General features: G+C 45.6%; 8 protein-coding genes. All 8 read left to right on the top strand.

Features of this window, described 5'->3' with window-relative positions:
- Positions 1-222: 222 nt before the first annotated feature.
- The 8 genes from B0I27_RS00525 (at position 223) to B0I27_RS00565 (ending at position 15,619) form a co-directional block, all read left to right on the top strand.
- On the top strand, positions 223-3,237 hold the full coding sequence (locus B0I27_RS00525; protein WP_106290327.1) for a SusC/RagA family TonB-linked outer membrane protein: 3,015 nt from the start codon (positions 223-225) through the stop codon (positions 3,235-3,237).
- Between the two features lie 18 nt (positions 3,238-3,255).
- Complete coding sequence (locus B0I27_RS00530) at positions 3,256-4,968, top strand: RagB/SusD family nutrient uptake outer membrane protein (protein WP_106291169.1); 1,713 nt, start codon at positions 3,256-3,258, stop codon at positions 4,966-4,968.
- 205 nt (positions 4,969-5,173) lie between these two features.
- The gene (locus B0I27_RS00535) at positions 5,174-6,193 is read left to right on the top strand and encodes a LacI family DNA-binding transcriptional regulator (protein ID WP_106290329.1); all 1,020 of its coding nucleotides are present in this window, start codon (positions 5,174-5,176) and stop codon (positions 6,191-6,193) included.
- Between the two features lie 91 nt (positions 6,194-6,284).
- Positions 6,285-7,274, top strand: a complete 990-nt coding sequence (gene mgrA / locus B0I27_RS00540) for an L-glyceraldehyde 3-phosphate reductase (RefSeq protein ID WP_106290331.1) — start codon at positions 6,285-6,287, stop codon at positions 7,272-7,274.
- A 66-nt stretch (positions 7,275-7,340) separates the two neighbouring features.
- Positions 7,341-9,668, top strand: a complete 2,328-nt coding sequence (locus B0I27_RS00545) for a glycoside hydrolase family 2 TIM barrel-domain containing protein (RefSeq protein WP_106290333.1) — start codon at positions 7,341-7,343, stop codon at positions 9,666-9,668.
- A 499-nt stretch (positions 9,669-10,167) separates the two neighbouring features.
- The gene (locus B0I27_RS00555) at positions 10,168-11,523 is read left to right on the top strand and encodes a glycoside hydrolase family 43 protein (RefSeq protein WP_106290337.1); all 1,356 of its coding nucleotides are present in this window, start codon (positions 10,168-10,170) and stop codon (positions 11,521-11,523) included.
- A gap of 8 nt (positions 11,524-11,531) precedes the next feature.
- Positions 11,532-13,580, top strand: a complete 2,049-nt coding sequence (locus B0I27_RS00560; protein WP_219904951.1) for an NPCBM/NEW2 domain-containing protein — start codon at positions 11,532-11,534, stop codon at positions 13,578-13,580.
- A gap of 26 nt (positions 13,581-13,606) precedes the next feature.
- Positions 13,607-15,619, top strand: coding sequence for a glycoside hydrolase family 97 protein (locus B0I27_RS00565; RefSeq protein WP_245925383.1), 2,013 nt, complete (start codon positions 13,607-13,609; stop codon positions 15,617-15,619).

Consider the following 15,619-nt stretch of genomic DNA (forward strand, 5'->3'; position numbering starts at 1 on the left):
CTAAAATTGTGGATTTGACCCCTGTCGGCAGTTGAAAAATGCCATAGATTAGTTTAACTAATTCAGTGATAAGCCAACTAACTACTCAACCATTAAACCCGTATGCATGATTAAACCATAGACTCTTCGATTAAAGGATTGTCGCCCTGAAGTAGGCGTATCAAACCGGAACTTCTTTTCATTTAAAACCAACCAATACCTAACAAAATTTAAATCTTTATTATGAAGCTAACAATTAACTGGCGAAATATTTTCTTCATGTTATTCGTTTTGGTCATCCCTTGCCTGACTTCCGTCGTTCAGGCCCAGGACGGAATCACCGTAAAAGGGGTGGTTACCGACGAAAAAGGAGAAACGCTACCCGGAGTAAGCGTGAAACTCTCCAATAGCACCAGGGGGACTACAACCGATGCTAGGGGTAGCTATACTATTGTCGCCCCGCAGGGCAGCAATCTGGTCTTTACTTATATTGGCTATACTGCGCGGACGGTAGTGGCCCGCGAGGGAACTATCAATGTTTCTTTAATCCCAGATGCGACTTCAACCAATTTGAATGAGGTGGTAGTAGTGGGTTATGGTACGCAGAAAAGGTCAGACATAACCGGATCGGTTGCCTCAGTATCAAAAGAGCGCCTGTCAAAACTCCCTGTCAATAACGTTATGCAGGCTATTCAGGGAGCTGTTGCGAACGTCACGGTTAACCAGGCCTCTTCCATTCCGGGGGATGCACCCTCTGTTCAGGTAAGAGGCAGGAGTTCGATCAATGCTTCTTCTGAGCCGTTTATCGTGGTGGACGGAATCCCACTCACAAAAACGGACGGAAGCATAAATGATATCAATCCCAACGATATTGAATCAGTAGAGATTTTGAAGGATCCTTCTGCTGTAGCCATTTACGGGGTGAACGGATCAAACGGAGTAATTCTAATAACCACCAAGCGCGGTAATACCGGTAAACCTACTATCCGATATAGTACTTATGCTGGGGTGGAGAATGCAACGGATGTTTTAGAAGGAGCTTCGCCTGAGGAAATGCTGGCGCGGTACGCCGAGTATGCGAGGATTAACCAGGCGCCCCTGTTTAATGGGGGACCCGTGAGAAATGAGTACGAATTTGAAAATTATCAGAATGGCGTTACAACCGACTGGCTGGATGCTGTCATGCAGACTGGTGTTAATCAGAATCATAATTTAAGTTTGAGCGGAGGGAATGAATACGCCAAGTACTATGTGTCAGGCGACTATCTGACGCAAAAAGGTGTGGTGCTCGGGTATGATTACAAACGCTATTCTTTTCGTCTTAATACAGACATTAAGCCTACCAAATATCTAACGGTTGGAACCTCTTCATTCATAGCATCTCATAACCGAGACGGTGGGCGGGCTCATCTTTTGAACGCTACGGCAATGAGTCCGTTTGCAAGAATGTATGAAGCTGACGGAAGACTTACCCAATTTCCGATGAGGGGAGAGCAATTATGGACCAATCCTTTGCTTCCGACTACGATCAACCCTGAGCGACGTCAGTTCAATATGACCCTGAATGGCTATGGGGAACTCAATTTTGCAGAACTCGCAAAGCCACTGGAGGGATTGAAGTTTAGGTTAAATGCAGGATATACCTTTGTGCCAGGTCGTGAAAACTATTACGAGGGAGAGACCGTGTACAATGTGAACGGGCTGGGCAGGATAACCAACACCGAATCGCAAAGTTATACGATCGAAAATATTCTTACTTACAATAAAGATTTTGGTAAGCATCATATTGATTTCACCGGCTTGTACTCAGCTAAGCAAAAATACTGGCAAAGGGCTGTTGCGGAAGGGCAAATCTTTCCGAACGATGACCTGGAGTGGGGTAATCTGGGAGGAGCCACAACCCAGATTGCAGCTTCTATAGCTGATAAATACAATACGCTTTCTCAAATGGGTCGTTTGAATTATGGTTATGACAGCAGGTATCTCGCTACTTTTACTGTGCGTAGAGACGGATCTTCAGTATTCGGTGCTAATAACAAGTACGGGGTGTTTCCTGCCGGGGCGTTAGCCTGGAATGTGCATAATGAAGCGTTTATGAAGCCGATAGAAGGCGTTATTAATACCCTTAAACTTCGCGTGTCTTATGGACTTGCAGGAAATGAAGCCATTGGGATTTATCAATCTCTGTCGCTTTTGAATACGAATGGTCTTGCAATGGGCGGACAGTCGAGAACCGCCCTTGATGTAAGGGCACTGATGGGTAATCCTGCGCTTGAGTGGGAGAAGAACAGATCTTTTAACACTGGTGTAGATTTTGGATTATGGAATAACCGTGTGAGTGGATCGGTAGATTTTTATAAGTCTAATACGTATGACCTGCTGTTGCAACAGAGCCTGCCGAGGTTAACGGGTTATGAGCGAGTGTTTTCGAATCTTGGAGAAGTGTCTAATACAGGCCTGGATGTGACGTTAAATACCCGCAATATCGTTAAAGAAAACTTTAGCTGGTCAAGTGCTATCGTATTTGCAACCAACAAAAATAAAATCACTAACCTCTACGGAAATGGTCAGAGTGATGAAGGAAACCGCTGGTTTATAGGGCAGCCGATTGGTGTTATCTATGATTATACAAAGGTTGGTATCTGGCAACAGGAGGAAATTGCTGCCGGCGCAAATGCGACCTGGGATGCAAATGCACAGGCGGGTGATGTAAAGTTAGCTGATCTGAGCGGGGACGGTAAGATCGACAATAATGACAGATCCATTTTGGGTCAAACAGCTCCGAAATGGACGGGTGGTCTTACCAATACTTTCACTTACAAAAATCTTTCGTTGAATGTGTTTATCAACACCGTTCAGGGCGCTCTTAGGGAGAATAGCCAGCTTCGGGTCGCTGGAGATGAGACGGGCCGCCGAAATTCTCCTGCTGTGATCGGGTACTGGACACCGGAAAATAAAAGCAACGAGTTCCGTTCATTGGGAAATAACTCCAACAGGTACGGGTATGGATTTCCTTCAGATGCAAGTTTTACACGCCTGAAAGATGTTACCTTAAGCTACACCCTTCCGGGTTCGTTCGTAGAGAAAATCGGCATTGGTAATGTGCAAGTGTATGCCAGCGGCCGTAACCTGTATACCTGGACCAACTGGGTGGGATGGGATCCTGAATCAAGGGATATAACCCGGGGATCTGAGTTTGCAGATTTAAATTACCCGATGGTAAGAAGCTTTGTTTTTGGTGCTAACATAACCTTTTAACCGATGAAACTACAGAATATGAAATGCAAAAAATATATATGCGGTATCCTCGCCGTTACAGCCCTGGCTGCAACATCATGCAAGGATGATTTTCTTGAAGAGAAACCTTATTCCCAGTATAGCCTTGCGGGTTTAAGCAGTTCTACTATTGAGGCTCAGCTCGTTGGCTTACATCGAACTTATGCCGAGCTCTGGGGCTATAGTGGGGAACAGGGCTTCCTGGCTGCCTGGCAAATCGGCACAGATATCGCCAGTGCCGGTTCAACACAGGGAGTAGAAAATCCTTTCTACCAATATGCCACTCTAAATCCGGAGAACGGTGCGGTGCGTGTTATGTGGCAACGCTGTTACGACTTTATAAATAATGCAAATATTGTGATTGCGGCAGCAGGAGAGAATAATAAGGCAGCGAATGCTGAAGCAAGATTCTTCAGAGCCTATGCTTACAATACGCTGGTAACTTTATGGGGAGATGTGCCTCTTCTGACCGAGGCTGTCTCCGTTCCCAAGTTTGATTATACTCGCCAGCCGGTTGCTGAAGTTGATAAGGTAATTGATGAGGATCTTACTTACGCTATTGCCAACTTGCCCGATGTGGATCAGTCGGGTGTTTACCAGAGTCGCACGAATAAAGATATGGCCCGTCAGCTGGCGGCCGAGGCTTATTTGAGAATAGGAGCAAGGGACAATTCTTTCTTCGCTAAAGCTGAAAAAATGGCCACGGAGATTATCGTCAGTGGCAAGTATAAGTTGATTGAGGCCCGGTATGGCAAGTTCCTTGGAGAAGGTGGTGATTACTACCGCGACATGTTCCGGTTTGGGAATCAGCGTCGTAATCAGGGAAACACAGAAGCGATCTGGACCTTTGAGATGGAATACAACCGGAATGTACCCAATGGGACAATTGACAATCCTCAACATCGTCGGGTGTGGCAGCCATCTTATCATAACTGGGCCGAAATGGTAAATGCCGATTCTTTAGGTGGCCGTGGAAATGGTCGACTTCGTTTAAGCAACTTTATGAAGTATACCGTATGGCAGGGCCTGCAAGGCGATATTCGTAACAGTAATTACAATATCCGGCGGACCACCAATTACAATAAGCCTGGTGTTAGTACAGTTATTGGTATTACCGCAAACGGATTCCGTATTGCAGCGAACTCTCCTCTGGCTGTTAGTACCAGGACGATTAAAACGGGCGATAAAGTTATACCATTTGAAGCAGACAGCCTACAGAACTGGTATCCGTATCCAACGAAATGGGGTGGATATGACCCAGCGGATGATTTCGGTTATGCGTTAGTCAAGGATTATCCTGTAATGCGTCTCGGGGAAACTTATTTATTGCGTGCTGAGGCGCGTTTCCGTCAGAACAATCTGGCTGGGGCAGCTGAGGATATCAATGTGCTGCGAGACAGAGCGTTTAAGCTTGCAAGGGCGGCACAGGCTAATCCAAATCTCGGAAGAGTAACTGCCGGCGATATCAATATTGATTTTATTCTTGATGAACGCGCTCGTGAATTGATTTCAGAAGAGAATCGCAGGATGACTCTGGTTCGTACGAATAAGCTGAAAGACAGGATTGCAAAGAATGGCGATGCGGGACCGGCGAATAAGATTATAACCGGTTTCCAGGACTTCAACGTTTTGTTGCCTATTCCACTACAGGATATCCAGCTTAATAATAAGTCGGGCGAGTCTCTTGTGCAGAATCCGGGATACAGTAAGTAAAACGGAAGATCGGTTGAAGACAGTTTCCGGCAGTTAATTTTCTCGGCTCTAAAACAGCGAAGACCCAGGATAATATCGGGTCTTCGCTGTTTTAGAACCGAAATTAAAGTCATGTCCTTCGCTTGATCAAATATCCCGACATGGAGGGTTTTAGATATGTTGTTCAGTAAATTTTTTATTCTTATTTTCGTAAACGATTACGGAGATGAAGAAACCAGTCACGATAAATGATATTGCCAGGGAGCTGAACATTACTGCGGCAACGGTTTCACGTGCTTTAAGTAACCATCGGGAAATCAGCGCGGCTACAAAAGAGATTGTGCGACAGGCTGCTATCAGACTTGATTATAATCCAAACAAGGTCGCCTCATCATTGCGATCTGGAAAGACAAATATTATAGGGGTACTTATTCCTACGGCTGAGCATATTTTCTTCGGATCTGTAATTCATGGTATATCCAATGCTGCCAGTATGAATGGATATGAGGTCTTGATCTATCAGTCGAATGAATCAGAACAATTTGAGAAGAAGGGCATTAATGCGTTCTTAAATGCGAGAGTCGATGGAATACTTGCCTCAATTGCAAAAGACACAAGGGATTTTTCACACTTTAGCTATGTCAAAGAAAAGAATGTCCCCATTGCGTTTTTCGACCGCTTTAATGACAGTTTAGGAATTTCCTCAGTTTGCATAGACGACTACCGGGGTGCTTTTTTAGCGGCAGAAAGCTTAATTAAGGAAGGGTATAAACGCATCGCATATATCTCCGGTCCCTTGCATATCAAAACCTTTTCTGAACGCGTAAGGGGTTACAAAGATGCGCTTGAACAATATGACATGAACTTTGATCCCGGACTTATTTATAATGGCGATATCAGCATTGAGGCGGGAAGGAATGCGATTAAGGCATTCTTTAAACTGGAACGAAAGCCTGATGCGATATGTGCGGTGGAAGACTTCACAGCCTTGGGGGCACTTAAGGAATTAAAGGGAATGGGCATTAATGTTCCGGGAGACGTGGGCGTGATAGGTTTTTGTAATGATTTGTTCAGTGAGCACATTTCTCCGTCGTTATCTACTGTGGATCAGCAGACTGTTGCGATGGGCGAGGAGGCGTTTGAGCTTATACATAAATTAATTAAGGATGGACATAAGAATCAAAGAGTACATAGGAAAGTACTTGAGCCCATCATTGTACTTAGAGAGTCGTCTAAGAGAACCTAAGGGTTTTTTTATGCTGCTACGTAAACGATTACGGTAAATTGCTTTATCCTTATCGAAATACTAACGATTAACCAATATAACCTTTCCAATGATGACATATATCGCAGAAGCAAACCGTTACGAGGCCATGGATTACCGAAGATGCGGAAATTCGGGACTGAAATTATCTGCATTTTCTCTGGGTTTATGGCATAATTTCGGATATGCTAACAGCTTTGAAAATGCCCGGAACCTTTTAAGGACAGCGTTCGACCACGGAATTACGCACTTTGATTTGGCAAACAATTACGGCCCCCCTTATGGGTCGGCTGAAACTAACTTTGGCAGACTGCTGGATCTCGACTTTCAGCCGTATCGGGATGAACTGATTATCTCCACTAAAGCAGGCTACGATATGTGGGAAGGGCCTTATGGAAACTGGGGATCAAAGAAATATCTCACGGCCAGTCTTGATCAGAGCTTAAAACGGATGAAGCTGGACTATGTCGATATCTTTTATCATCATCGTCCTGATCCTGAAACGCCCTTGGAAGAAACGATTTCGGCTCTTGATCTGATGGTTCGTCAGGGTAAGGCATTGTACATAGGTATATCAAATTATCGTCCCGCAGAAGCGGCGGAAGCCTTTAAAATACTGAAATATCTAGGTACCCCTTGTCTCATTCATCAGCCGAAGTATTCGATGTTTGAACGCTGGGTAGAAGATGGTTTATTAGACTTGCTGGAGCAGGAGGGTGTAGGTTGTATTCCTTTTTCACCGCTCGCCCAGGGCTTGCTTACCGACAAATATTTGCAAGGTATACCCTCAGATTCCAGAGTGGCTACAAGCGGTAAATTTCTTAACGAAAGTCATATTACGCCCGAGAAGATTGAAAAACTCACTAAACTAAATGTATTGGCCAATCAAAGGGGACAAAAGTTGGCGCATATGGCTTTATCCTGGTTGCTTAAAGACCAAAGGGTTACATCAGTTCTCATAGGGTCGAGTAAGCCCGAACAAATTGTGGATTCTATTATGGCTTTGCAAAATACTGAATTCTGTGAAGAAGAGATTGGCATCATCGACCATATATTAACATGAAGAGTACATATATCGCTAAAGAAAACAATTAATAGTCAATTATATAAATAACCGAAAAAGAACAGCATGGTAAATTGGAAAAAGATCACTTTGTTATTGCTCCTTGCGATATCACAGGCAGCTATTTATGCGCAGGTAAGAAAGATAACCTCCTTCGACGATAGCTGGAGGTTTTTCAAGGGGGATGCCCCGGGTGCCGAGAAACCCGCTTTTAACGATCTGGAATGGAGACTCCTTGATGTTCCGCACGATTGGAGTATTGAGGGGCCGTATGACAAATCCAATCCAACGGCACGCGGTGGTGGTTATCTCCCTGCCGGCATTGGCTGGTACAGGAAAACATTCACCCTGGATGAAACGGATGCCCGCAAAAAGCATTGGATAGAGTTCGATGGTGTGATGATGAACAGCGAGGTATGGATAAACGGAGCTTATCTGGGTAAACGTCCGTACGGGTATATCAGCTTTAGCTACGATCTGACGAAACATTTGAAAGTTGGAAAGGGGCAAAAAAACGTTTTGGTGGTGAAGGCAGACAATACTACGCAGCCAGCATCCAGATATTATCAGGGTGCGGGTATCTATCGTCATGTTCGTCTTGTCTCGGTAAATCCGGTGCACTTTATGAAGTGGGGGACTTTTATCACCACTCCCGAAGCGACAGCTGCGAGCGGTAAAGTAGCTGTCCAGGCTAAAGTGGTCAATGCAAGTGATAAATCAGCTGAGTATACGGTTGAAACCATTATTCAAGATGACAGAGGTAAGCCTGCTAAGAGTTCGATATCTAACAAGTCCATCGCTGCGGGGGATACCCTGGAATTTTCTCAAAATCTCGAAGTGGCTAAGCCTAAGCTTTGGGATATTGAGCAGCCTAACTTATACAAAGTGGTGGTCAAATTAAAATCAGGAGCTACCGTTATTGACGATCAGACGATTACTTTCGGTATAAAAACCTCAAAGTTTGATGCTGCCACCGGCTTCTGGCTAAACGATAAGAATTATAAGATCAAAGGGGTTTGCCTGCATCATGACGCAGGTGCAGTAGGCTCGGCGGTGCCGTTAGCTGTCTGGGAGGAGCGCTTTAAGTTATTGAAAGAAGTTGGGGTAAATGGAATCAGAACTTCTCATAACCCGGTAGCCCCGGAATTTCTTGATCTTTGCGACCGTATGGGGTTTGTGGTTATGGATGAGACATTCGACACCTGGACGGCGTCTAAGCATAATGGAGAGAAAGGCTATAATCTTTACTTCAAAGAGTGGTGGGAACGGGATACCCGCGATATGATTTTGCGAGACCGGAATCATCCTTCTATTGTGATTTACAGCATCGGAAATGAAATTCATGATCCGCTCACCTATCCTGAAGGTTATAAGCGTTACAAGGAGCAGGAAGACGTAGTGAAAAAGTTTGATCCTACCAGGCCGGTGACGATGGCGTTATTTCGACCAAATGTTTCAAAGGTTTACTCTAACGGCTTCGCAGAACAGATGGAAGTTGTGGGGCAAAATTATCGTGAGAATGAACTTGTCGCAGCTCACGAAGCGAATCCTCACTGGAAAGTTATTGGGACAGAGAATACGCATGTATTAAGTCAATGGCTGGCATTGCGGGATAAGCCTTATATGGCGGGTCAGTTTCTGTGGACAGGATTTGATTATCTCGGTGAAGCGGACTGGCCTGAAACAACTAATAATCAGGGACTATTCGATCGTGCGAATAACTGGAAACAACAGGCGCTGCAACGCCAAAGCTGGTGGTCGGCTAAGCCAGTGGTTCGTATCGTTCGCAAGTCTGATAACGCGGGAGCAGGAAACTGGGTAGCTAATTGGACGCCGACAGACTTTGATACATATGATAACGCAAAAATACAGGTATATAGTAATTGTGATGAGGTGGAGCTTTTCCTGAACGGTAAATCTCAGGGTACAAAGTCAAAGCCAGCTGACGATTCAGCCCGCGAGTGGGATATTACCTTTGAGCCAGGGACTCTTAGAGCCGTTGGCAAAAACAAAGGGGTTGAAGTGACGTCAGAAGAATTTAAGAGTGCGGGAGCTCCTGCGAAGCTGATTCTGTCGGCTAGTAAGAACAAGCTGAAGACTAGTTGGGACGATGCATCGATCATACAGGCAACTATTGTGGACTCAAAAGGGATCCCGTGTACCAATGCAGATAACCTGATTAAGTTTAGTGTTACCGGCTCTGGAAAGATACAGGGTGTCGATAACGGGAACATTATCAGTCACGAACCCTATGCATCATCGCAGTATCCAGCTTTTATGGGCAAAGCAATCGCAATTATTAAAGCTCAGAAAGGATCCTCGGAAAAAATAACAGTTAAAGCACAGGCGGATGGTTTAGAAATGGCCTCTGTCATTATTGATATATCGAAATAGTTAATGTTCACAGACGTGTCATATTGCTTCGCACAGCCATGTGCACATCGAATATCTAACCAGAAGGCCTTTAGCTCCCCGAGCTAAAGGCCTTCTGGTTAAAACGGAAAACTAGCATTCCTATTTATTTTTGCGACTTAAAAATCGGGCAAAGGCATTTGTCGCATACGATAATTGTTTAGTGTTCAACCGGCTAACAAAGAGCTTTGAGTTCTGAGTCCTTATGAACGATAAAAATCAAAGGACAGGTGCAATGAGTTTGATGATGCGGCAAGTATATGCTTGGGAGTTCAGGGCATTATTGAACGAAGCTCTACTATTAAATTTTGAAAGTGTTTTCCGGCTGTATATGAACATTCCTGTTGTTCATTTAGACAAATGTCCCATCCTGTTCCCTTTCTTCTGTTGATTTTTGTTTAGATGGTTGTTTCGGCAGCCGTTGGCTAACCATGGGCCCCGACCGGCGTACAGTCGGCGCCCGCTTATAAACCCATTACTAATGCGTATCAAGAAAATCGGACTGCAGCTGGCTGTAGTTTTTTCAGCCTTCACGGCACAGGCACAAAACCCAATCATTCAGACCATCTATACTGCCGACCCGGCTCCAATGGTGCACAACGATACTGTTTATCTCTACACCAGCCATGATGAAGACAATTCGACCTGGTTCACCATGAACGACTGGAGATGTTATTCATCGACGGATATGGTAAACTGGACCGATCGGGGATCACCGCTCTCATTGAAAACTTTTAGCTGGGCAAACAAAGATGCCTGGGCCGCACAGTGTATTCCGCGAAATGGCAAATTTTATTTCTATGTGCCGGTTAATCATCGCACCATGGGGATGTCGATAGGTGTTGCAGTTTCCGACAGTCCTACTGGTCCGTTTACCGATCCTCTTGATAAACCACTTGTTCATAGTGGTCATGGAGACATTGATCCATCTGTTTTTATTGATGACGACGGACAAGCATATCTGTATTGGGGTAATCCTTATCTCAAATACGTAAAATTGAATGAGGATATGATATCTTATTCGGGAGATGTCGTAGAGGTGCCTCTCAACAAAGAAGGCTTTCATGTGCGTTATAAAGATACGGAGAAGAGACCTTCAGCTTATGAGGAAGCTCCATGGTTTTACAAACGTAATAACCTTTATTACATGCTGTATGCGGCAGGGGGAGTGCCCGAACACCTGGCATACTCAACCAGCAGCAGCCCTACCGGTCCATGGCAATACCGCGACACCATCATGCCGGTAATCACTAAAGGCGGGGCTTTTACGAATCATCCGGCTGTGATCGATTATAAAGGGAAATCTTATCTGTTCTATCATAACGGTGCGCTTCCCGGAGGGGGAGGTTTCAACCGTTCGGTGTGCGTTGAAGAGTTTGAATACAATGCGGACGGAACTATCCCGAGAATCGCCAGTACGGTAGAGGGGGTTCGGCCGGTTGGCAAACTCAACCCTTATCAGCGGCAGGAGGCAGAGACAATTGCCTGGGAAGTTGGAGTTGAAACGGGGAGTAGTGCTGAAGCGGGGGGACTATATGTAACGGATATAAACAATGGCGATTATATCAAGGTAAGGAACGTTGATTTCAGGAAAGGAGCTAAGGGCTTTGAGGCAGATGTGGCATCGATGGGCAATGGTACAATAGAAGTGCGTCTCGGCGCAACGGATGGAGCACTGTTGGGCGTTTGCGAAGTATCCAACACCGGGGGAATGCAGGCATGGAAAACTGTCTCAGCAAAGATGAAAAAGGTCAAGGGAGTCCATGACGTCTATTTTGTATTTAAAGGTATAGAAGGTGCTGATCTGTTCAATTTTAATTGGTGGAAATTTAATTAGAGAGTAAAATGCAGATTCAAAATAAGTCCTTATTCGGGTCGGTACGGTTGTTCATACTGATGGCTTTGATCGTAATGAGTGGCCATTCGTATGCTCAGAATACGCAAACTGTTTGGCTCGATGAGCTTGATCTTAGTGCCGCTACGCAGGGGTATGGAGTTCCGAAGAAGAATACGACAGTAGACGGGAACAAGATGACCATAGCCGGCAAAACTTTTGAGCGGGGCTTTGGCACACATGCCGAAAGTTCATTGATTGTTGTGCTTAAGGGAGATGCTACATCTTTTTCTGCGCAGGTTGGCGTGGATGATGAGATGAAGGATCATGAACCGGCTGTTGAATTTGTAGTTAAAGGGGATGGTCAACAGCTTTGGTCAAGCGGCGTGATGCGTCTGGGTGATGCCGCCAGAGCCTGTTCGATTTCGGTCGCCGGTATTCAAAAAATAGAGCTGGTGGTTACGGATGGAGGAAACGGCAATTACTACGACCATGCGAATTGGGCAGATGCAAAATTCGAGACCAAGGGTACGCAGAGCATCGCAACTTTTAACCCTATCCCCAGTGAGCCTTATATATTAACTCCGCCTGCACCTGCAACGCCAAGGATTAATGGTACGGGAGTATTCGGTGTACGTCCGGGTTCTCCGTTTCTGTTCCGGATTCCTGCAACGGGAGATCGGCCGATGACTTTTTCTGCGACTGGCTTACCAAAAGGGCTGCAGTTGGACGCTAAAACCGGTGTAATCACGGGCAAGCTTTCAAAAGCGGGGACTTTTATCGTTGGATTGAAGGCTCGAAATGCCAAGGGCATCGGAGAAAAAAAACTGCGAATAGTTTGTGGGGATCAGATTGCTTTGACACCGCCGATGGGCTGGAATAGCTGGAATTGCTTCGCCGGGGAGGTGTCGGCTGATAAGATAAAGCGTGCCGCTCAGGCAATGGTGAATAGTGGCCTTGTGAATCATGGCTGGACTTATATCAATATTGACGATTTCTGGCAAAATAACAGGGCCTCTAGGGATCCGGCTTTGCAAGGAAAGTTACGTGATGAAAATGGTTATATACTGCCAAACGCCAGGTTCGGCGATATGAAAGTATTGGCAGATGATGTGCATAATCTGGGTCTGAAAATTGGTATCTACTCCAGTCCGGGTCCCTGGACTTGTGGTGGATGTGCAGGCAGCTACGGATTTGAGAAACAGGATGCGGAAAGTTATGCAAAGTGGGGTTTCGACTATCTGAAGTATGATTGGTGCAGTTATGGTGGTGTGATAGATGGTATGCCCGGCAATGATCCTTATAAAGTGGGTTCTTTATCTTACCAGGGAGGGGATAAACTGGAAACGGCAATGAAGCCATTTCAGGTTATGGGTGATCTTCTCCGTGCGCAGCCAAGGGATATTGTATATAGTTTGTGTCAGTATGGGATGTCTGATGTTTGGAAATGGGGTAACTCGGTTGGCGGACAGACCTGGCGTACAACGAATGACATTACTGATACCTGGACAAGTGTGAAGAATATCGCGCTGGCCCAGGACCAGTCGGCCGCATGGTCTAAACCCGGAAGCTGGAATGACCCTGACATGCTGGTAGTGGGTACAGTGGGCTGGGGGGACCCGCACCCCAGCAAGCTCAAACCAGACGAGCAGTACCTTCATTTCAGTCTATGGAGCTTGTTTTCGGCGCCACTGCTGATTGGCTGTGACATGGAAAAGCTCGATGCGTTCACCTTGAATTTATTGACTAATGATGAAGTGATTTCGATTAACCAGGATCCTCTTGGCAAGCAGGCGACATGTGTCCAGACGATTGGCGATCTGCGTATTTATGTCAAGGAGCTTGAGGACGGCAGTCGTGCGGTAGGTTTCTGCAATTTTGGTCTCGAAAAGGTTAATCTTTCTTATAAAGATTTTCAACAGCTGGGAATCACGGGCAAACAAAAGGTTCGTGATCTTTGGAGACAAAAGGATGTTGCTACCCTCAATACTGATAATGATTCACTTTCGGTTGATGTTCCGGTTCACGGAGTAATGCTTTATAAACTAACCTCGTTATAGTAATGATAGTTAATAAACAAAGATATTTGCGTTCTAGCGCTTGGAATCAGTTTCGGCGAATTCGTTTGGAGCGGAAGAATGTTTGCTGGATTTCTTTGCCGGCGCTTCTTAGTGGTTTCCTTGTATTTTCGCTTTCTCTGGGCTTTCAGCATTCTTTTGCTCAAAAGCTAACCATTCAGTCGCCAAACAAGAAATTAACCGTCAGTCTGGATGCTGAAGGTCCGGAAGATCAGCTAACCTGGTTTTTGCGAGCATCTTTTCATGGCACAGGAAAAAGTACCGAAGTTATTCCTGAGATCGCACTTGGATTAAAAAGAAGTGATCAGGACTTCTCAAAAGGGCTTCGATTTCTCAAAAAAAGTAATGAGCGGCTAATAACCGAGAAGTACAGTGCTCCTCATGGAAAAAGCTCCAGCCGCAGTAATGCTGCAAACGAGGTGACCATTGCATTTGAGAATGCTGTAAAAGGAAAGATGAATCTGATCATCCGGGCTTATAACGATGGTATAACATTCAGGTATCAATTTCCTGGCAAGGGAGGTACGTATGTAGTGGAAGATGAGCTTACGTCCTACACGGTGCCGAAGGAAACGAGACGCTGGATGCAGAAGTGGAATCCTGCAAACGAAGGGATTTACACGGCGATGAGTGATAGTACGATACAGCTTCGTGAGTGGTGTTATCCGGCTCTTTTTCAGACCAAAGATGCGTCGTGCTGGTACTTGCTGCATGAGGCAGATTTAGACCGGACTTATTGTGGAACGAAATTAAGTAATAAAGCGGAGGGGAATAAGTATAAGCTTACCTTTCCGGACCAGGGCGATGGGCGTGGGCAAGGCGCTTCCAAGCCAGTTATATCTTTGCCATGGAAGTCGCCCTGGAGAGTGATCATTATGGGCAGCCTGCAGGATATTGTAGCTTCTACACTTGTTGATGACGTTTCTCCTCCCTCTCTTGTCAAGAATACAGAATGGATCAAACCGGGCAACGTGTCATGGAACTATTGGTCGAGCAATCATGGAACAAAAGATTATAAGATCGTTACAGATTTCGCTGATCTGGCCGCAGAAATGACCTGGCCTTACACGTTGCTGGATTGGGAGTGGGATGCCATGTCAAATGGCGGCAATGTAGAAGATGCGGCCAAATACATTTTGTCGAAGGGGGTAAAGCCATTGATCTGGTATAACTCAGGTGGGGATCATACCTGGGTGCCGTCGACTCCCAAAGACAGAATGCTGACTCATGAAAATCGGGTAGCCGAGTTTACCAAGTTGAGGAAGATGGGTTTTGCAGGGGTGAAGATAGACTTCTTTGAAAGCGAAAAGCAGGATATGATCAAGTACTATCTGGATATTCTGGACGATGCCGCGAAGTTCGAGATGCTGGTCTATTTCCATGGCTGTCTTGTACCTCGTGGCTGGGCAAGAACCTATCCGCATCTGATGACCTATGAAGGAGTAAGGGGAGCGGAATGGTATAATAACGGTCCGGAACTTACTTATACGGCTCCGGAACATAACACTATTCTGCCGTTTACACGTAACGTGGTTGGTGCAATGGATTATACGCCGGTCACTTTCACGAACTCTCAATTTCCGCATATCACTTCCTACGGTCATGAACTGGCACTGAGCGTGTTGTTTGAATCGGCCTTACAACATATGGCAGACCGTCCGGAGGGTTATCGGCAGCTGCCGGACTTCGCCAAGTCTTTTCTTAAGACAGTTCCTGCTGCGTGGGACGAGACAAAGTTGCTGGGTGGGTTCCCGGGCAAGGATGTCATAATTGCCAGACGGAAAGGTGATGTTTGGTACATCGGGGGAATTAACGGAGAAATAAAAGAGAAGAAGCAGACTGTTGCGCTTGACTTTCTCCAGGGCGGTACTAAGTACTCGCTTGGCCTGATAGCCGATGGCAAGCATGATAAAGAATTTACTACGAGATCTGCAGAAGTTGACTCTTCTTCTTCTGTGGATGTCAGGCTACTTAGGCGTGGTGGTTTTGTCGCGACGCTGACACCCATTAATAACATTTAA

Source organism: Arcticibacter pallidicorallinus (genome assembly GCF_003002875.1).
GTDB lineage: Bacteria > Bacteroidota > Bacteroidia > Sphingobacteriales > Sphingobacteriaceae > Arcticibacter > Arcticibacter pallidicorallinus.